Here is a 19,740-nt window from a genome sequence, read left to right as displayed (position 1 = left end):
AAATGGCATCATTACGTGAGATCCAGATGCGGATCACCTCGACCCAAAGCACGAAGCAAATCACGAAAGCGATGAACATGGTGTCGGCATCGAAGTTGAACCGTGCCCAAGGCAACAACGCCAACTTCAAACCGTACATGAACAAGTTGCAAGAAGTCGTCTCGTCGATTGCCGGCGGTACGTCAGGTGCGACGCACCCGATGCTTCAAGTTCGTCCCGTTAAACGAACAGGCTATATCGTCATCACGTCAGACCGTGGTCTTGCCGGTGGGTATAACGCTAGTGTCCTTCGTGACGTCTATCGTGAACTCAAGGCAAACCATAACTCGACAGATGAGTATCGTCTCTATGTCATCGGGAAAGTCGGTGTTCAGTTCTTTAAATCACGCAACATTCCGGTGTATAGCGCGATGACAGGATTGAACGACCAACCATCTTTCGTGGAAGTATCAGAAATCGTTAAACAGACGGTCGGTGCTTTCAGCGAAGGCGAGATTGATGAATTGAAGCTCTGCTACAACTCATTCATCTCGGTCATCAGCCAAGAAGTGAAGATTCAACAATTGCTCCCGCTCGGGAATATCGAATTATCTGCATCTAATGTGGTGTACGAATACGAACCAGAAGAAGACACGATCTTAGCGGCGCTTCTTCCGCGTTATGCGGAAGGACTCATCTATGGTGCGTTACTCGATGCGAAAGTATCGGAGCATGCAGCTCGGATGACGGCGATGTCGAATGCGACAGATAATGCGGATGAACTCATTCGCGGACTCAAGCTCAAATTCAACCGCGCGCGTCAAGCAGCGATCACACAAGAAATTACAGAGATTGTCGGAGGTGCGGCGGCGCTTGAATAAGGCGCACGCCCTCTAGATTGTAGGAGGCTAACACGATGAACGAATACGGCATGAAAGGCCACGTAGTCGCAGTCATGGGCCCAGTTATCGACGTTAAGTTCGAAAACCACTTACCAAACATCTATAACGCCCTTAAAGTCACACACGTTGCGACTTCATCGGAAGATGTCAGTGTTGACTTGACGCTCGAGGTAGCTGTTCACCTTGGCGATGATACGGTCCGTACGATTGCGATGGACTCAACCGACGGCGTTCGCCGCGGCATGGAAGTAATTGATTTAGGATCACCGATTTCAGTACCGGTCGGAGAAGCGACATTAGGACGCGTCTTCAACGTACTCGGTAACCCAATCGATGATAAAGAAGTGGCGGCAGACGTGCTTCGGTCACCAATCCACCGTCAAGCACCAACATTCGACGAGCTTTCAACGAAAGTTGAAATCCTTGAAACAGGGATTAAAGTCGTCGACCTTCTCGCACCATACATCAAAGGTGGTAAAATCGGCCTCTTCGGTGGTGCCGGTGTAGGGAAAACCGTCCTCATCCAGGAACTCATTAACAACATCGCGCAAGAGCACAGCGGGATTTCTGTATTCGCAGGAGTCGGTGAGCGTACGCGTGAAGGAAATGACTTGTTCCACGAGATGACGGACTCAGGCGTTATTAAACAAACAGCAATGGTATTCGGTCAGATGAACGAGCCACCGGGTGCACGTCTTCGTGTTGCCTTGACTGGTTTGACAATGGCAGAATACTTCCGTGATGAGCAAGGACAAGACGTTCTTCTCTTCGTTGATAACATCTTCCGTTTCACACAAGCAGGTTCTGAGGTATCGGCCCTTCTCGGGCGTATGCCATCAGCGGTAGGTTACCAACCAACGCTTGCGACTGAAATGGGTATGCTTCAAGAGCGAATCACATCGACTGCAAAAGGATCGGTTACATCGATTCAAGCGGTTTATGTACCAGCCGATGACTATACTGACCCGGCTCCAGCAACAACGTTCGCTCACCTTGATGCAACGACTAACCTTGAGCGTCGTCTCTCTGAGATGGGGATTTACCCAGCCGTTGACCCACTCGCTTCAACATCACGTGCCCTTTCTCCTGAAATCGTAGGCGAAGAGCATTATGCTGTTGCGCGTGACGTTCAACAAACACTACAACGCTACAAAGAACTCCAAGATATCATCGCAATCCTCGGAATGGATGAATTATCAGAAGACGACAAACTCACGGTACACCGTGCGCGTCGTATTCAGTTCTTCTTGTCGCAAAACTTCCACGTGGCCGAGCAGTTCACTGGTCAAAAAGGTTCGTATGTACCGGTCAAAGAGACTGTACGCGGCTTCAAAGAGATCCTCGATGGTAAACACGATGATCTTCCAGAAGATGCATTCCGTCTTGTCGGTCCAATCGAAGACGTCATCGAAAAAGCGAAGACGTTGGTCTAAGACCTACGCGGAAGGGGGAAACTAGACGATGAATACACTTCACGTCAACGTCGTCACCCCGGATGGTGCAGCCTTCGAAGGTGAGGCACGCATGGTGATTGCACGCTCGGTCGCAGGTGAAGTCGGGATTTTACCGAAACACGTACCGATGGTAACACCACTGGATGTCTCAGTCCTCAAACTGCGCCACGAAGATGGTGGACGCACGCTGATCGCAATCAGTGGCGGTTTCATGGAAGTTCGTCCCGACACGGTGACGATCTTAGCTGAAACAGCCGAAATGGCGGACAAGATTGACTATGACCGCGCTTCTGCGGCGAAAGTTCGGGCCGAGCGCCGTCTCCAAGACACAAAGCTCTCAGAACTCGAATTCCGTCGTGCAGAACTTGCGCTCAAAAAAGCAATCAACCGCTTGAGCATTCGCGAGATGAACGATTAAGTAAGTCAACTCCTACACTTTGGTGTGGGAGTTTTTTGTTGTTCTCATGAAAGATAGGTCTTTGGTCGCGCCCCTAAATAGTTGGACTAGTAAAAAATATTGAAAGGAAAGCCGATAATAAAGGTGGGAACTACCGTAAAGGAGATTGAGGAATGAAAGTTTACGTTGCGCGACAACCAATTTTTGACCAACAATTACGCGTTTGCGGCTACGAATTGTTATATCGCCGCAGCGAAAATAATATCTTTGAGAATGTGGATGATTCGTTAGCGACGGCTGACGTCATTCATAACGCTTACCTTGTGTTCAATTTTCGGGAATTGACAGAGGGGACGCGTGCGTTCATCAACTTTCCTCAGACGTTGATTGAAGGAGAAGTCCCATCACTACTTCCTCGTCAATCACTCGTCGTCGAAGTGCTTGAACACGTTGAGCCGACAGAAAAAGTCTTGCAGTCCCTCCGTTCGTTAAGGCGTCAAGGTTATACCATCGCATTGGATGATTTCGTTTTTGAAGAGAAATACCGACCATTGATCGGACTCGCCGACATCATTAAAATCGATTATCAAGCGACTCCAGTGGATCAGCAACAAAAACTAATTGATGCGCTTGGCCATCGGGTCGAATTTCTAGCAGAGAAAATTGAAACTCCGGCAGAGTACGAGATTGCGAAACGACTAGGGTATAAAATGTTCCAAGGATATTTCTTTAGTCGCCCGATTGTCGTACACGGAGCAGAAGTTCACCCGTTGCGTCATACGCTCATCGAAGTATTGAAGGAGCTCGATCGCCCAGAACCAAGTTTCCGGCGCATTTCGGCTCAGATTGAGAGAAGTGTCGACTTATCGTATAAAATGCTTCGCTCGGTCAATACGGTGTATCAAAAAGGGCGAGGAACGATTCAGTCCATTGAACAGGCCGTCGCACGTATTGGGTTAGATGAGTTGAAACGATGGTCCTATTTGATGCTTCTACGGGAGATGCAGACGTCTGAATCGAAAGAACTCATCAAGCAGAGTGTCATCCGTGGCAAAATGATGGAATTGATTGCGGAAGATACATTGACAGATGTATTACCGTTTGATGCATTTATCACAGGAATCTTCTCATCACTCGACGTCATTCTCGATGAGGCGATGCAGACGTTGATTGCGGAGCTTCCGGTGGCACCTCCTGTTAAGGCGGCGTTACTCGGTGAACAGAATGGTTTGCGAAAGCTTTTAGAGGATGTCATCGCCTACGAAAAGTTGACGATTCCACTTCATAACACAGATTCTGATTGGTCTCAATATTACGTCGAAGCGATTCGCTGGTCTCGTAGCCTTGACGAATCGATTGAATAATGTTTGAAATATGTGAGGGACGTCAATTACTGTAGTAAGGCATTACTGCTGATGACGTCCCTTTTGGTGTGCTTGTAGAGAAAGTGAGTTGATCGAATGGTTCAAACCGCTCGAAGCTTAAGACCCTAAGTCTTTTTTTCTCTAACATGACATGATATGATTAAAAATGGTACGAATTTTAGAAAAGAGGGGAATCGTCGATGATCAATACCGTATTTTCGCTAGCGATTTATGTCATAGCGATTTACGTCGCTTGGTGGGCACTCTTACCCGTCAAATGGGACAAGTTGCTCAATCAAGTGAGGAGTCCGCAGGCTGCTGTCTTGCGCGTTCTCGTAGCGGTTGTCTTCGGTTCGCTGATTGCCCAGTTCTTTTTGGAGTATATCCGACTGGCGCAGGCGCTCGCACCTATACAGTAGTCGCAGAATATTTAACAAACTGTAATCCTGCTGTAACGACTCCTATATGATTATCATGTAGGATAAATTCGTCTGACATGATGTTTTTTCATTCAGTTTGCACTTATTTATTATTCAGATTGATTGATGAATGAAACACCATCACGTTTTACAAACCATTCAAATAATCGACATCATCACATCCGGAATCGGATATCGACGCACTATATAAAAAAACAATGAAGTTGGAGGACAAAGAGAGATATGAAGGATTTGATTGTAGTCCGTGGAGGACGTAAACTGTCAGGTACTGTGCGCGTTGAGGGAGCAAAAAACGCCGTACTCAAAACATTGGTTGCCACTCTATTAGCTAGCGAAGGAAAGTCAATCTTACAAAACGTACCACGTCTTGCTGACGTGTACACGATTAACAAAGTACTTCGTCACCTCGGTGCAGAGGTATCGTTCAATGAAGAAAAGAATGAAGTAACTGTCGATGCGTCGGGCGACATCAAAGATGAAGCACCGCTTGAATATGTGCGGAAGATGCGTGCTTCAATCCTCGTCATGGGACCTCTTCTTGCCCGTCTCGGTCACGCTCGTGTAGCGATGCCAGGCGGATGCTCAATCGGCTCACGTCCGATTGACCTCCACTTAAAAGGATTCGAAGCGATGGGTGCGAAAACGGTCATCGGAAACGGATTCGTGGAAGCTTCTGTAGAAGGCCGTCTCCAAGGCGCTAAAATCTACTTGGACTTCCCATCTGTTGGTGCGACAGAGAACATCATGATGGCAGCTGTGCTTGCAGAGGGTACGACTATCATCGAGAACGTTGCAAAAGAACCTGAGATTGTCGACCTTGCGAACTTCTTAAACGGAATGGGCGCACACGTTCGCGGTGCAGGTACAGAAACAATCCGCATCGAAGGTGTCGAAACACTTCGCGGTGCAGAACACTCGATCATTCCTGACCGCATCGAAGCAGGTACGTTCCTCGTCGCAGGTGCCATCACAGGTAGTGACATCGAAGTCATCGGTGCAGAACGTGAGCACCTTCGTCCATTGATTTCAAAAATGGAAGAAATGGGTGTCCACTTCGAGGATACGGCAGAAGGTATGCGTGTCACGGCACCAGACGAATTGAAGCCGGTTGATGTGAAGACGATGCCACACCCAGGATTCCCGACAGACATGCAGTCACAAATGATGGCACTCGTCTTGAAAGCGGGCGGCACATCTGTCATCACGGAAACAGTGTTTGAGAATCGCTTCATGCACGTGGAAGAGTTCCGCCGTATGAACGCGGACATTAAGATTGAAGGACGCTCGGCAATCGTCAAAGGTGGCGTACGCCTCCAGGGAGCGGAAGTTGTCGCAACGGACCTTCGTGCTGGAGCAGCACTTATTCTAGCAGGTCTCATCGCGGAAGAAGAGACACGCGTTGGAGATTTATATCATATCGACCGTGGATACGTTGACTTCCACAAGAAACTTCAAGCACTCGGTGCAGACATCGAGCGTATTGAAGGAACTGTCGAAGTTGCTGAAGAAATGGTTCAGAACTAAGAAACGAGTACGAATGAGAGGGCGAGGAGAGACTCTTCTCGCTCTTTTCAATGAAGAATCGAACGGAGGAACCTATACATCATGTTTTCAAAAGATATCGGGATTGATTTAGGGACAGCGAACGTTGTCATTCACGTCAAAGGGAAAGGAATCGTCTTAGACGAACCTTCAGTCGTTGCCATGAAACGCTCTACAGGGAAAGTACTAGCAGTCGGTTCAGAAGCGTATGAGATGGTTGGTCGTACACCTGGGGATATCGTGGCGATCCGTCCTCTCCGCGACGGAGTCATCGCCGATTTCGCCACAACAGAGGAAATGCTCCGTCACTTCATCGAGAAAATCCAAGTCCGTGGCTTCTTCGGAGGAATTCGTATGTTGATTTGTACACCTGCGAACGTCACGCCGGTTGAAGCAAAAGCCATTCGTGAGGCTGCTGAAAAAGCAGGTGCGAAGGAAGTCTTCCTCGCCGTCGAACCAAAAGCGGCAGCTGTCGGTTCAGGCATGGACATTTGGAAACCGGTCGGTCATATGATCATCGACATCGGTGGTGGGACGACAGACGTCGCCATCCTGTCGATGGGTGACATCGTCTGTGGTGAGACCATCAAGATTGCAGGGGATCGTTTCGATACGGATATCCTTCGTGCCATCAAAGAGAAGCACAAGCTTATCATCGGAGAACGTACGGCAGAACAAATCAAGAAAGAAATCGCAACGGTCTTCCCAGGAGGACGGAACGAATCGATGGACATTCGTGGACGTGACATGGTACGTGGATTGCCACGTACGGTGACCATCACATCAGAAGAGCTTCGTGAAGCGATGGCGGAATCAGCCAATGAAATCGTAGAAGCAGCGAAGCGTGTCCTCGAACAGACACCTCCGGAACTCGCAGCGGATATCATCGACCGCGGCATCATCATGACAGGTGGGGGGGCACTCCTTCACGGTCTTGACCAACTTGTCGCAGAACGCGTCATGTTGCCGGTCATGATGGCTGAGGAGCCAACACTCAGTGTCGCGCACGGAACGGGAATCATGCTCGAAAACTTAGATCGATTGAAATAAACAAACAAGCGACCGCGCGAGCGGTCGCTTGTTTTGTTTCAGACGTTAGGTTGTCTTTTCGCATAGTAGCGCAAGAAGATTATGCTCTGAATCTCGAAAGAAGCTCATCCACGTTTCTGTTGTGTCCATTTTGGCGACGAGATGAGGCTGATCCATGAAAGACACCCCTACATTTTTCAACTGAGTATAAGCATCATCGATGGATTCAACACTCAAGTAAAGAATGGGACTCGATGTTGCGAATTCTTCGTTTTCAGGAGGAGATAACATGAGGCGGATGCCACCGCAATTGAAAAACGCGAGCGTTCCCGCTTGGAAAAGAAGAGGCAGTTCCAGGATGTTTTGATAGAATGTGATAGCTCGATCTAACTCTTTGACGGGAATGTAGATTTGTCCAATGCCTTGAATCAAGTTCATTCGAATCACTCCTTTTAATCTGTAGTAGTTTATGGAAAGGTGATATGTACAGAAGCAAGTAAAAAACTATCTCTATTATAATTGAAAACAGCTTATGAAATGGATTTATTCTGAGGAGAGTGAGATATTATGAAAGCAATAATCAAGGGAAGGGGAATCATGATGGCACCGATTCATTAATAAACTAAACAGGACAAACAAATAGAATCGGAGGACATCATGAACAAACCACTTACACTCATTACTGGCGTCAGTCGCAATCAAGGCATCGGTGCTGCGATTGCGCGAAAACTTGCTTCTGAAGGACATGACTTGTACTTGACGCACTGGAGTCCGTTTGACGCTAAAGAAGGAATCGGGGAAGAAATTGGCTTCATCGAACGATTGGTTCAAGAACTGACTGAAGAAGGGACCCGTGTCGAGCATGAGGCATACGATTTGGCTTCAGGAGACGAGGTCGGATTACTTGATCGAATGGAAGCTAAACTTGGTATACCGAGCAGGCTAATCCATAACGCGACCTATGAGCGACATGTCAACGTCGAGAACTTTACGACCGACGTATTGAGAAAACATTACCTGGTGAATAACGAAGGGACACTCGGACTCACCTTTGCGTTTATTGAGCGCTATAAACAAGCGGGACATCAAGATGGGCGAATCCTGTTCTTCGTATCGGGGGGACCGGATGCGAATAACCTGGCCTACATCGCAACGAAAGGTGCATTGATTGCCATCACACCTGCGTTGGCGAATGGATTAGGAGAATACGGCATTTCGGTGAATGCGTTCGATCCGGGACCGACGGATACGGGTTGGATCAATGACGAACTTCGCGAACACTTGCTACCATTATTTCCTTACAAGCGAATGGGGACGCCTGAAGATACGGCTCGCTTCGTCGCTTTCTTGATGGGCCCAGACGGCGCATGGGTGAATGGCCAACATCTTCACGTTGACGGAGGGTTTACTGGGCGGTAATAGAGAACGTTCGATGATACAACAAGAAGAAGGCATCTCACCGTTGAAGTGAGATGCCTTTTTCAATGCCATGTATAATCTTTATCAACAAATAAACGATTTTTGATTTCGGTCTTCGAAACGGAAGCGTCTTTCGCATCGAGCCATTCATAATAGTCACACACACAGGAGTCACCAAGCTCGATAGAATAGCCATTATTTATTGTATTAACAGTTATATCGAGGTTATGTTCAGCTAACGTCTTTTTCAATCGATAAATCGTGTTGTATACGTTGTGTAAGGCGCGTTGTGGTTCATCGATGTCCGGGTAAAGGGTTTCGGCAAGCACCCACTTATTAATGACCTGCTTACGATGAAAAACTAAGTAGGCAAATAACTCCTCTGTTTTTTGTGTTGGCCACTTCACAAGATTTCCATCTTGTGTTCGTACCGAAAAACGATCTAGAAATTGTATGCGACAAGATTGATTGAGATTCTTTTGTTGAATCGCCTCATAGCGCTGGATGATACGCGGAATGACGTTATGAATCATCTGCTCTGTGATGGGCTTCAACAAGTAATGCGTGGCATGCAAATTGAACGCTTCGACGGCATACTGCTGATGGGCGGTCGTGAAGACGACTTGCGTCCGTTCCGGCAAATAGGTCGCCAATTCGAGCCCGGTCATTTCAGGCATCTCGATATCTAAAAAGACGAGGTCGACCGGGTGCTCCTGAATAAATGTAAGGGCTTTAGTTGGGCTTTGGAACGAGCCTACCCACTCAAGAGAAGGCTCCTCTTTTACAATTCGCTCCATCATTCCTAAGAGATGATGTTCATCTTCAATTAAAATCGTACGCATTGATATGATTCGTCCTTTCTTGTTTTGGTAAACGCAGGTGAATGATCGTGCCTTTTTTTAAAGTAGAAGTTAAGTCAAACGTTGCACCATGAAGGTGTTCGATTCGACTTTTAATATTGCAAAGCCCAATCCCAGATGTTTCGTTTGATACGTTAGGGTCAAATCCACTTCCTGTATCTTGAACACGAATCACAATCATTCCAGCCTGTTCTTGAATGGAAAGGATGAGCCGCTTTTGTCCAGGGTGTCGGTAGAGTCCATGTCGAACGGCATTCTCAACGAGTGGCTGAATCAATAACGGTGGGATGGAACAGTCTAAAAGAGATTCATCAATTTCTTTGACAACCTCGAACGAATCGCGAAACCGCGTCTGTTCAATGGCGAGATACGAGTCAATCATATCCACCTCTTGTCGAATGGAAATCTCGTTTTCCGTTCGACCATTTTCAAAAATGAAGCGGACGTAAGTGCTCAAGTGACTGAGTAGACGAGCCGCATCAGGTGGAGACGTATAACAGAGTGCAATCACATTTCCGAACGTATTGTATAGGAAGTGAGGTTTGATTTGAGCATTGAAGAAGGACATCTCATGCTGAGAGGCCAGTGCTTCGACTTGTTGCTTTTTCTTTTTGTCCGTAGACAAGTGAATCGGTAGAAGTAAAAACATCAACAGGAAATAGATGATAGTAAACGTATTGGCGTACAGCTGCTGATTAGGCGATACGATGAACGTCGACGTCATAATTCCGATATACCCGACGAGCTGGGCGAGCGTGAAAGTTAATAATTCTAGCGGATTGCCTGTTTTGTACTTTTCAAGGAGCCATCCGATGTTCAAACCGACCCAGAAGAACGTGATAAATAAAACGATCATCCATACGAAATATTCGAACACTTCGTAAACGGAAGAAGGCAAGAGGATGGCTAAACCAGTCAATCCGTACAGCGGATATCTCGAAATGGCTAAAAACCGGTCAAATGATACACGTTCCAAACATCTCGAAAATTCAATCAACATGATGATGCTCAGTAAGGCTGAACTTAACGTCAACTTGTCACTGCCGGAGATCCACATGCCGTCTCGAGACATGATGGAAAGACTCGTCAATAAAAAGAAGGCTGTCCCGAAACCGTACAAACGTTCATTTCGGTGAAAGAGATACACGATGGCATAGAACATGGCAATCAATAGTGAAATGAGCAACATGAAAAATTCGTAGCCAGCATAAGCATTTTGAGTGGTGATGATGGCATGTAACGGTCCGACCAATATACTTTCTTCGATAGGTGCGGAATTCCCTGCCTGTCGTTCATGTTGAATCGTCAGTCGGAATTGTTTTGTCTCATCATCGAGCAAAAGTAGAGACGGCTGTTCGATGAGACGATTGTTTCCGATTTGGGTCGTTTCGACAGCCTCCCCATCGATCAAAATCGTCGAGGAGGATAGTGATTTTGGGATGAGTAAGGCATACGTTCCGGTTGGTAACGTGAGGTCGAGTTCATATGTGGATGCCCGATAAGGCGTTGTAAATGGAATGGTTCGATACGAGCGGCGATCAACTTGGTTAACAATTCCTGACTCATACCGCCATGAGCCGTCCAGTCGCAAAATCTCTTCGTCGACAGAAGAGGAGAGAAGAGAAGCTTCGCCCTTATTCACGGTAGCGATTGGGTTAATCGACTGATGTCGAATTAATAAAGTGAGACTGACGGCAATCAACATCACTAGGATGAAGATAAACGTCATTCGATTACGCGTCATGTGCACATTCCCTTCAATCTTTGTGAGTTTCTTGTGAGGTCCTTACGTTATTCTTCCTATTAGGTGAATGGATTTTTTGAAGTGACTCTCCGTCTCATCATCGTACCCGAACTTTTTTTGTTTGAACAGAAAAAGTCATTCACCGTACGAGGTGAGGCATTCTAAGAGTGAAGGAAGAAGGCATTCCATGAAACGTTGGATTGAGCAACGAATTAGTCGACAAGTCTTGACGATTTTTTATATATTGATTGCTTTAGTGACGTTTACCTCGGTTGGGACCTATTTTTATACCCAACAGTCGATTCAAGAGACGACCGTCCAATTAGAACGAATCAGTGAGCAACGTGCACGGGCGACAGACTTGTTTGAAACGTGGCAATCGATGCAATATGAATTACGAGGGCACGTCCTGCTGGGAGAAAGTGCTCTATTAGAAGAAGTACGAGCAGCTCAAACGAACATTGATGAACAGACGACCTGGTTTGAAACACAAGCCAGCAACGAAGACGAGACACAGTTCGCAAAAGATGCGAGACTTCTCTTCTCGATATACACGACCCGTGTCATGCCGGCTCTTGAACAATACGTGATTGCAAAACAAGCGGGAGAGATTGATGAATCTTTTCTACAGATGCGTACCGTCGGACAATTCATGCCGAAAAATGAAACGTCCACACAGACGCGATTCAAACTAAATTCAAGTAGTGCGGCGGATATGAGTGCGAGCATCGTCGATATGGAATCGGTCTTTACTGACTACCGACAAAATCTTGATTTTCAGGAGAGTGAATTACGCGATGCGCTCTCGAAACAGTTAGTGAAGGCCCAGTGGATGTGGTTGTTGATCCTACTCGGGGCACTCTTCTTGCTGTTTGTGGGATTACAGCCTTATATCCTAAGACTGACAAATCAATTACAGACACTCATGATGAACAGTGAGCGGCTTGCGAGTAACCCTAGCGCAACGCTCATTCCAATCAAACCGTTAAAAAATGAAGTCGGGCAATTATCCAAAGCATTTAACGAGATGGCAACTTCACTTCGGAATCAACAAGATCAAGTAGATCTCGAACGTGAGAAGACCGCCCGAATTTTGCATACGATGCGTGACTCTATCGTCTACACGGAACTCAAGACGAATGAACGTTTTGGTAACAGTGCGCTCTTTGACTTATATGAACATCCGATTCCAACAACTGAACGGAGCAGTTTATACCCGATTGCGATGTATTATCCGATGTTCATGGATCAGATTGACGACAAAGAGGGACTAAATCAGTTCACGAAGCGTGCCAAAGAAGAAGGCATGTTCGACGAAACATTCACGTATACGATGCAGGATGGTCAGAAAACGATTCGAATGTATGCAGAACCGATTGATCTTCAAAATGAACGCGCAGGTGTCATCTTCGTGTCACGAGATATTACCCAGGAAACAGAAATCAATCGGATGAAAACAGAACTTGTGGCGACAGTATCTCATGAACTGCGGACGCCTCTTACCTCGATTCTCGGTTTTTCAGAACTACTCAAAAGCCGTCAATTGGAGAACGCGAAACGAGAACGCTATTTAGACATGATTGCGAGTGAGACGAAACGTCTCGAGCGCCTTGTCAGTGATTTGTTAGATGTTCAAAAAATGGAGGCAGGGATGGGAGCACCGGAATTTAAAGTGGAGAGTTTGTATGATTTACTATCTGACTTGCTAGAGATTCATGCAGGGTCGACGGAACATCATTTCTTCCATTTTGATTGTGACGAATCGCTATTCGTCGCAGGAGATCCGGCCCAATTGCGTCAAGTCTTCTCAAATATCCTGAACAATGCCATCAAATATTCACCAAACGGTGGGAATGTGACGGTCGATGTCACGTGTGAAGGTGATTCGATTCGAGTCGGAATCACGGACGAAGGGTTAGGTCTTTCGGAAGAAGATGCGACGCGAATCTTTGATAAGTTTTATCGTTCGGCCTCGGAAGAAAGTAAACGCATCGGTGGAACCGGATTAGGATTAGCGATCTGTAAAGAAATCGTTCAATTGCACGGTGGTACCATCTCTGTTCAATCTCAACTTGGAGAAGGAACGACGATGATTGTCGAGTTACCGATGGTCGATCATGTCAACGAAGAAAGTTCATCCTAATTTTGGGATGAACTTTTTTTGAAAAAACGGTGAATGTCACGCTCGTTTGGTACGATATAGAGAGTGAATCATGTTACAGGATGAAAGGAAGACGATTATGCTACGCGGATTATATACAGCAGCTGGAGCGATGAATGCCCTGCAGCGCCAACAAGAGATTTTGAGCAATAACCTTGGTAATGTGAGAACACCAGGCTTCAAAGCGTCTGACGGCGTGGTTCGTTCGTTCCCAGAGATGCTGCTCGCACAAGTCAGCAATCCGGATAACGCGAAATCGCGCGTGAAGGGAGAAGTAGGAACTTTATCGATGGGTGTTTATCTTCAAGAAACAATGCCTCGTTTCTCAGCTGGAAGTATCACTGAATCTGGTAGCCCGACCGATATTTACTTAAAGGCGCCCACTGATTTTGCGGGAGCCCCGATGTTTGCAGTCGAACAAGGCGACGAAACGTTATATACGACAAACGGACGCTTCTCAATCGATGAGGCGCTCTTCCTTCGTTCTGCGGACGGCGGCTATATCCTTTCTGATGAAGGAGAACGAATTCAACTTCCATCGAGTGAGTTTCAAGTAGGAAAAGATGGGACCATCACTTCTCTCGGACAAAATGTGGCGACACTCGGCGCTTATCAAATCGATGACTTGACGACGCTTGAACAAGTCGGGAATGACTGGCGTGTGACGGGGGATGCGCCGGCACCGGCCCAGGTCGAAGTACTACAAGGATTTATTGAAGAAGCGAACGTCAACCTCGATCAGACGATGGCAGATTTGATGATGACGTATCGTCAGTTTGAAGCGAATCAAAAAGTCGTCCAAGCGTATGATAAAAGTGCCGAGCGAGCAATCGAAATCGCTCGTATTCGTTAAGGAGGAACACCATGCAGTCCATTTATAACTCGGTCAACTCGCTGTCGCAACTTCAACGTCAATTGGATGTGACCGGTCATAACATCGCGAACGTTGATACGGTCGGCTTCAAGCGCCAACAAGGGAACTTTGCTTCTCTGCTATCACAAGCGTATAACAATCAACCACGCCCTGAATTTGAAGTCGGACGAGACACACCGAACGGAATTCGAATCGGAGTCGGTGGACACGTCGCCGATATCACCCAACAGTTCAACATCGGACAAGTGCGTACGACCGATCGCGGATTGGACGTCTTTTTGAAGGCGAGCCGTCAATTTTTCGTCGTGGACACACCGAATGGCGTTGGGGTGACACGAAGCGGAAACATGCAATTATCGGTCGGTGACGAGACGACGCTCGTCGATGTGAACGGTAATCCGCTTCTTGGGGATAACGGCAATCCGATCACGATGCCGAATGACGCAACGAATCATCGGATTCGTCAAGACGGTGTCGTCGTGGCGAGTGTGAACGGCGTGGAACAAGAGTTCGGACGTCTCGACATCGTGGAAGTCCGAAACACGTCGGAATTACGTCCACTCGGAGATAACGTGTTTGCAGCGGATTTGGAGACCGAAGTGGATCGTCCGCTCGGAAATCTGTTGATTGAAGGGACACTAGAATCGTCTAACGTCGATTTGACAAAAGAAATGACGGATATGACGATTACGCAACGAGCGTATCAAATGAACTCACGTGCTCTTTCGATGAGTGATCAAATGATGGGCCTCGTCACGGCATTACGACCATAACGCATACCGCTTCTCAAGTCGAGAAGCGGCTTTTTTATAGTAAGGAGGGGAACGGGCGATGCGGATTGTGGTCGCGATGGATTCATTCAAAGGCTCACTTTCGAGTGGGGAAGCCAATCAAGCGGTCAGTCGAGCACTTATAGGTCATGACGTAACGTGCATTCCGATTTCTGATGGGGGAGAAGGTTTTTTGGACGCCTGGCTTGTGATGCATGCGGATGGGACCGTCATAGAAGAAAACGTCATGTGCTTGGACGGAACAAAACGCGTTGCACGTTTCGGTTTCAATCCGTCAACGCGGCATGCGGTCATCGAAGTGGCAGAAACGACAGGACTAACGCTCATCTCCCATGTCGACCCGTGGCGCTACAGTTCAGTCGGAGTGGGTCATCAGATGATACAGGCGTTAAACCGCGGAGCGAAGGTCGTCACAATCGGACTCGGGGGAAGCGGAACGATTGATGGTGGAAAAGGGATGCTTGAAGTGCTAGGGGTTCGTTTTCTTGATGCATTCGGGAGTATCACCCCTTCCATCCCGCATCAACTTCAAGACGTAAGATCCATTGATTGGTCGGGACTCGATCCGAGGGTACGTGAGGTCGAGTGGCGAATCGCATCCGATGTACGAAATCCGTTAACTGGAGAGAACGGGGCGGCGTTCGTATTCGGAGGGCAGAAAGGATTGGCAACGAACGATACAGTGCCTTATGACCGCATCCTTCATGACTATGCGAATTGTTTTGAACGGGATATGCGAGCAGTACGTGGGGCCGGGGCAGCTGGCGGTATCGGCTTTGCGCTATTGCAGCTTGGCGCAACCTATGTGAGTGGCATCGAAGAAGTGGTCAGGTGGTCTAAATTTGAAGAACAAATCAAGAGTGCAGATTGGCTCATCACCGGTGAAGGAAAATTTGATGTGCAGAGTCTTGAAGGAAAGGCTCCTTATGGCTTGGCACGGCTTGCGCATACGCATGGAGTTCCGACACTTGTTTTCACCGGACAGTCTGACTTCACCTCTCATCTAGAATCCGGAATCATCGCAATATTCCCGATCGTATCACGCATTATGACGTTAGAAGAAGCAATTTGGGAAGCTGCTCCGTTACTGACGAGTGCGGTCCAACGCGTACGTCATGTCATTGAAAAGGCGCCTCGACAATAGTCGGGCGCTTTCGTGTTCATCAAGAACGATTTTTTAATAAATCACGAATCTCCGTCAACAGTTGCTCTTCTTTCGTTGGAGTCGGAATAGCAGCTTCTTCCACTTCCTTCTCACGTTGTAGACGATTGATGACCTTGACGATTAGGAAGAGGGCAAAAGCAATCAAGATGAACGATACAATCTGTTGGATGAAGTTCCCGTATAAGACGTCCACTCCAAGCACGCTCGCTTTTAAGTTCGAAAAATCAATTCCTCCGATAATGATTCCGAGAAGCGGCATAAAAATATCATTGACGAGCGAGTTCACGATGGCTGTGAACGCCGCACCGAGTACGACAGCGATAGCGAGATCGATGACATTCCCGCGCATCGCGAATTTTTTAAATTCTTTTAACATATACAAACCTCCTGACATTGAATAGCATAAGCGTAGCATATTTATGATGAAAGGAAAAAATCGTTCAGCTTCTGTCAGGGAAGGATGCTTGTTCGACATTTGTGCATAGGGTACACTAAAAAGGTAGCAATTTACGCATTTTAATACCAGGTACTAATATGATATAATCATTTTAGCTGAAAGGATGGTTGGACGTGGCGAACGATGAACAAACAAGTTCGGAAGAACAAAAAGGTTCACCAGAACAAGAGACGGAGCAGAAAAAACGATCGCGATTATCAAATCATCGCCGATTCCCGATTTTACTCCGGGTCCTCGTTGTTTTAGTGTTGGCAATCGCAATGCTCGCCCTTGGAGCGATCATTGGGTATAGCGTCATTGGCGGAGGGGACTGGAAAGACGTGTTTGATATCGAAACCTGGCGCCATATCACCGATTTTTGGCTAACCTCTTAAAGGCGGTGGATGGATGTATACAATTGAGCAAATTAAAGAAGTAATCCCACACAGATACCCGTTTCTATTGATTGATCGAATTATTGAAGTCGAAGAAAAGAAACGTGCTGTCGGATTAAAAAATGTCACGGCGAACGAAGAGTTCTTTAACGGGCATTTCCCAGACTATAACGTCATGCCAGGCGTCTTGATTGTTGAGGCACTCGCTCAGGTCGGTGCTTTTGCGATGTTGAAAGACGAATCGAATCGAGGCAAACTTGCCTTTTTCGCAGGGATTGACAACTGTCGTTTCAAACGCCAAGTCGTCCCAGGTGATCAGCTTCGCCTCGAGGTAGAAATCATGAAAATACGTGGTCCAATCGGTAAAGGACGTGCCGTGGCTACAGTCGATGGAGAAGTTGCTTGTGAAGCAGAACTCACTTTCGCCTTGAAGTAAGGAGAAATGGGATGCGTGCTTTAGTCATTGTATTACTAGTCGGCTTAATGACGATTGTGGGCTGTCAACAATTTCAAACGAAAGAGTCGAACGATGAGAATGTTGTATATGAGCAAAACGTGGGAGAGACAATGATTGAGAAACGGGCTGGGCAGTCCGACGCGATGGCAGTCTCACTTGAACGGACGAACAACACGACGATGCTCTTCACGATTCGTATGCTTGAAAATCGCCGTCTCGATCCGACAACGGTCATGAGTTATGAGGTCGAAGGTGAACGAGTCGCGATTCCGTTCGGGGAACTGATTGCAGAGCGGGAAGAAGATATTCGTACGTATGAATATCAAACAGATGTCGATCCCGATTTGTTCATCTCCGAAACTCTGCCACTCTTCCATCTCGTAGAGGAAGGCGAAGCAGAGGTCACGATTCCACTTGAAGTCATCGATTCGACAAATACGAAGTAGAAACAGACGATTTTGTCGAAAATCGTCTGTTTTTTTGTGGAGATAAGTCCGTTCTATCCGATAAATAGAGTAAGGAAAAAATGGAGGGATCAGAATGAAACAGAAATCACAATCGTTGCAGACACGAATTTTAGCAGCGATGTTAGTCTTCGTTACGCTGCTCATCGTCGCGTTCGGAGTGGTTCAATATTTTAGTACGAAATCTGCTGTACTAAGTACACTACATGCAACAATGATTGAGGATGGAGAGCGGATTGCTGAACGATTTGATGTGGATACATATTCAGCATTTATAAAAAATCCGACAAAGAATGAACAATACGAGCAGTTGCGAAAAGAATTGGATACATATCGTCAACAAGTTGGTGCCATGTACGTGTATACGCTCGCAACGGAAGGTAAGGAAGTTCAAATTATCGTAGACGGATTAGATGAAGCGGAAGCCGCCGAGATTGGTTCCCCCACTACAGCGATGACATATGAAGGTGCGACCGCTGCATTTCAAGGGGGAACGGTCACGACAGATATCATTGATGATCCCGAATTTGGAAAATACGTAACCGTTCTTGTTCCGATTAAACGTGGCGGTGAAATTATTGGGGTGCTCGGCGTTGACAAGGCCGCGACTGAAGTCGAAGCCATTACAGGACAGGTTTTAAAAGATAACTTGATTCCAATCCTGATCGGACTTCTCATTTTACTTGCCGTATCCGCAGTTATCATTTGGCGCTACCTCGGTTGGAAGTTGAATCCACTCCGATCACTGGAGCGAGTGGCGACATCGATTGCTGCAGGAGACTTGGCGACTGCGACAACAGAGGTTGAAAGCATTCGATTGAAATCAAATGACGAAATTAAACGCCTAACGGTCTCGATGGACAAGATGACCCATATGTTAAAAGATTTGATTTCCGGAATTCAAACGTCGGCACAAACGGTACGGGATGAGAGTGGGAACGTCTCGGGTATTTCAGAAGAGGTGAATGATGCATCTCGTCAAATCGCCTATACGATGGAAGAAATCGCAAGTGGCGTGGAAAACCAAAGCGTCTTGACGATGCGCTTGTACGAACATATGAACGAATTCTCGAGTCTCGTCGAACAGACGACGTCAGACGGGGAACAAGTGAGCGAGCAGGCAGAAGTCGTCAGTCGGGTGACGATGGACGGTCTCCATTACATGGAGAATGCCGTACACAAGATGACACATATCCATGCGCAAGTGAAAACATCACAAGGACAAGTGCGCGATTTTGAACAGCAAGCGGACGAAGTGACGGAACTGGTCACAATGATTCGTCAAATCTCACAACAGACAAACTTGCTTGCTTTGAACGCAGCAATCGAAGCTGCCCGTGCCGGCGAGCATGGAAAAGGATTTGCGGTCGTCGCCTCGGAGATTCGCAAACTTTCGGACAGTGTTGCCGAGTCCGTCAGTGAAATTTCAGAAATCGTCGGAAGCGTCAAACAGAATTCGATTGCACTCGGTCAAACCTTCACAGAAAGTATGGCGGCTGCAGAGGAAGGCAAAGCAACACTCGAATCGACGAAGCGAGCCTTCACGGAAATTGAACAGAGCGTTCGTCATATGCAACAGTTGACGGGTTCGATGCGCGGTCAACTCGATCGAGTGAAGACGAACCAGGACCACATTCAACATGGATTGTCTGAAATCGCCTCAATCTCAGAAGAGAGTACGGCCGGAAACGAGGAAGTGGCCGCTTCGACAGAACAGATGTCGGCGACGAGCGAAACGATGAACCGTCTCGTTAAAGATTTATCGAGCACGGCAGAAGACATGCAGCGAATGAGTCAACAGTTCAAGTTATAAACAGTCTCACTTCAGACAGACCTCTCGTGCGTCCGCTATAATGGGCGCAAGGGA

General features: G+C 47.1%; 20 protein-coding genes. 16 read left to right on the top strand and 4 right to left on the bottom strand.

Annotation, left to right across the window (positions count from 1 at the left end; genetic code table 11):
- Positions 1 to 2 precede the first annotated feature (2 nt).
- The 7 genes from atpG to mreB all read left to right on the top strand — a co-directional run bounded on the left by atpG (position 3) and on the right by mreB (position 7,128).
- The gene (atpG, locus tag KNO90_RS05290; RefSeq protein ID WP_214742085.1) at positions 3 to 860 is read left to right on the top strand and encodes an ATP synthase F1 subunit gamma; all 858 of its coding nucleotides are present in this window, start codon (positions 3 to 5) and stop codon (positions 858 to 860) included.
- 35 nt (positions 861 to 895) lie between these two features.
- The gene (atpD, locus tag KNO90_RS05285) at positions 896 to 2,314 is read left to right on the top strand and encodes a F0F1 ATP synthase subunit beta (protein ID WP_285800718.1); all 1,419 of its coding nucleotides are present in this window, start codon (positions 896 to 898) and stop codon (positions 2,312 to 2,314) included.
- A 28-nt stretch (positions 2,315 to 2,342) separates the two neighbouring features.
- Complete coding sequence (locus tag KNO90_RS05280; protein WP_214742084.1) at positions 2,343 to 2,753, top strand: F0F1 ATP synthase subunit epsilon; 411 nt, start codon at positions 2,343 to 2,345, stop codon at positions 2,751 to 2,753.
- Between the two features lie 152 nt (positions 2,754 to 2,905).
- Positions 2,906 to 4,096, top strand: a complete 1,191-nt coding sequence (locus KNO90_RS05275; protein WP_214742083.1) for an EAL and HDOD domain-containing protein — start codon at positions 2,906 to 2,908, stop codon at positions 4,094 to 4,096.
- A gap of 200 nt (positions 4,097 to 4,296) precedes the next feature.
- Positions 4,297 to 4,515, top strand: a complete 219-nt coding sequence (locus KNO90_RS05270) for a DUF1146 family protein (RefSeq protein ID WP_214742082.1) — start codon at positions 4,297 to 4,299, stop codon at positions 4,513 to 4,515.
- A 243-nt stretch (positions 4,516 to 4,758) separates the two neighbouring features.
- Positions 4,759 to 6,060 carry a UDP-N-acetylglucosamine 1-carboxyvinyltransferase gene (gene murA, locus KNO90_RS05265; protein ID WP_012727351.1) on the top strand — a complete coding sequence of 434 codons (1,302 nt, stop codon included), beginning with the start codon at positions 4,759 to 4,761 and terminating at the stop codon, positions 6,058 to 6,060.
- Between the two features lie 81 nt (positions 6,061 to 6,141).
- On the top strand, positions 6,142 to 7,128 hold the full coding sequence (gene mreB, locus KNO90_RS05260) for a rod shape-determining protein (protein ID WP_214742081.1): 987 nt from the start codon (positions 6,142 to 6,144) through the stop codon (positions 7,126 to 7,128).
- Between the two features lie 45 nt (positions 7,129 to 7,173).
- Here mreB and KNO90_RS05255 read toward each other — a convergent pair whose 3' ends face one another.
- On the bottom strand, positions 7,174 to 7,545 hold the full coding sequence (locus tag KNO90_RS05255; RefSeq protein WP_251127327.1) for a VOC family protein: 372 nt from the start codon (positions 7,543 to 7,545) through the stop codon (positions 7,174 to 7,176).
- Between the two features lie 219 nt (positions 7,546 to 7,764).
- Here KNO90_RS05255 and KNO90_RS05250 point away from each other — a divergent pair, with 219 nt between their 5' ends.
- Positions 7,765 to 8,526 (top strand): SDR family oxidoreductase, encoded by a 762-nt coding sequence (locus KNO90_RS05250; protein WP_196431267.1) that lies wholly within the window; start codon positions 7,765 to 7,767, stop codon positions 8,524 to 8,526.
- A gap of 62 nt (positions 8,527 to 8,588) precedes the next feature.
- Here KNO90_RS05250 and KNO90_RS05245 read toward each other — a convergent pair whose 3' ends face one another.
- On the bottom strand, positions 8,589 to 9,368 hold the full coding sequence (locus KNO90_RS05245) for a response regulator (RefSeq protein ID WP_214742080.1): 780 nt from the start codon (positions 9,366 to 9,368) through the stop codon (positions 8,589 to 8,591).
- The gene (locus KNO90_RS05240) at positions 9,349 to 11,130 is read right to left on the bottom strand and encodes a sensor histidine kinase (RefSeq protein WP_215113173.1); all 1,782 of its coding nucleotides are present in this window, start codon (positions 11,128 to 11,130) and stop codon (positions 9,349 to 9,351) included. The genes KNO90_RS05245 and KNO90_RS05240 overlap by 20 nt, the downstream gene beginning before the upstream one ends.
- A gap of 187 nt (positions 11,131 to 11,317) precedes the next feature.
- Between KNO90_RS05240 and KNO90_RS05235 the strand changes: the two genes are divergently transcribed.
- The 4 genes from KNO90_RS05235 to KNO90_RS05220 all read left to right on the top strand — a co-directional run bounded on the left by KNO90_RS05235 (position 11,318) and on the right by KNO90_RS05220 (position 16,100).
- A complete protein-coding gene (locus KNO90_RS05235) occupies positions 11,318 to 13,273 on the top strand; it encodes a HAMP domain-containing sensor histidine kinase (RefSeq protein WP_214742078.1) in 1,956 nt (651 codons plus the stop codon).
- A 97-nt stretch (positions 13,274 to 13,370) separates the two neighbouring features.
- A complete protein-coding gene (locus KNO90_RS05230) occupies positions 13,371 to 14,144 on the top strand; it encodes a flagellar hook-basal body protein (protein ID WP_214742077.1) in 774 nt (257 codons plus the stop codon).
- A gap of 11 nt (positions 14,145 to 14,155) precedes the next feature.
- On the top strand, positions 14,156 to 14,938 hold the full coding sequence (locus KNO90_RS05225) for a flagellar hook-basal body protein (protein WP_214742076.1): 783 nt from the start codon (positions 14,156 to 14,158) through the stop codon (positions 14,936 to 14,938).
- A gap of 58 nt (positions 14,939 to 14,996) precedes the next feature.
- Complete coding sequence (locus KNO90_RS05220; protein WP_214742075.1) at positions 14,997 to 16,100, top strand: glycerate kinase family protein; 1,104 nt, start codon at positions 14,997 to 14,999, stop codon at positions 16,098 to 16,100.
- Positions 16,101 to 16,119: 19 nt separating this feature from the next.
- Here the strand turns inward: KNO90_RS05220 and mscL are convergent, their stop codons facing one another.
- Positions 16,120 to 16,497, bottom strand: a complete 378-nt coding sequence (mscL, locus tag KNO90_RS05215; protein WP_214742074.1) for a large conductance mechanosensitive channel protein MscL — start codon at positions 16,495 to 16,497, stop codon at positions 16,120 to 16,122.
- A gap of 194 nt (positions 16,498 to 16,691) precedes the next feature.
- On the opposite strand from mscL, the gene KNO90_RS05210 reads away from it, so the two are divergent.
- From KNO90_RS05210 to KNO90_RS05195, 4 genes are all read left to right on the top strand, one after another.
- Positions 16,692 to 16,952 (top strand): DNA-directed RNA polymerase subunit beta, encoded by a 261-nt coding sequence (locus KNO90_RS05210; RefSeq protein WP_026825107.1) that lies wholly within the window; start codon positions 16,692 to 16,694, stop codon positions 16,950 to 16,952.
- Positions 16,953 to 16,965: 13 nt separating this feature from the next.
- Positions 16,966 to 17,388: a 3-hydroxyacyl-ACP dehydratase FabZ gene (fabZ, locus tag KNO90_RS05205; RefSeq protein WP_031422282.1), complete on the top strand. Its 423-nt coding sequence runs from the start codon at positions 16,966 to 16,968 to the stop codon at positions 17,386 to 17,388.
- Between the two features lie 11 nt (positions 17,389 to 17,399).
- Entirely contained in the window at positions 17,400 to 17,855 is a 456-nt protein-coding gene (locus KNO90_RS05200) for a hypothetical protein (protein WP_214742073.1), read from the top strand.
- A 94-nt stretch (positions 17,856 to 17,949) separates the two neighbouring features.
- Entirely contained in the window at positions 17,950 to 19,686 is a 1,737-nt protein-coding gene (locus tag KNO90_RS05195) for a methyl-accepting chemotaxis protein (RefSeq protein WP_215113172.1), read from the top strand.
- Positions 19,687 to 19,740 lie beyond the last annotated feature (54 nt).

It is taken from the genome of Exiguobacterium sp. s63, assembly GCF_018617335.1.
Classification (GTDB): Bacteria; Bacillota; Bacilli; order Exiguobacteriales; family Exiguobacteriaceae; genus Exiguobacterium.
Note: the sequence above shows the minus strand (reverse complement) of the source record. Positions and strands in the feature narration are given on the sequence as shown.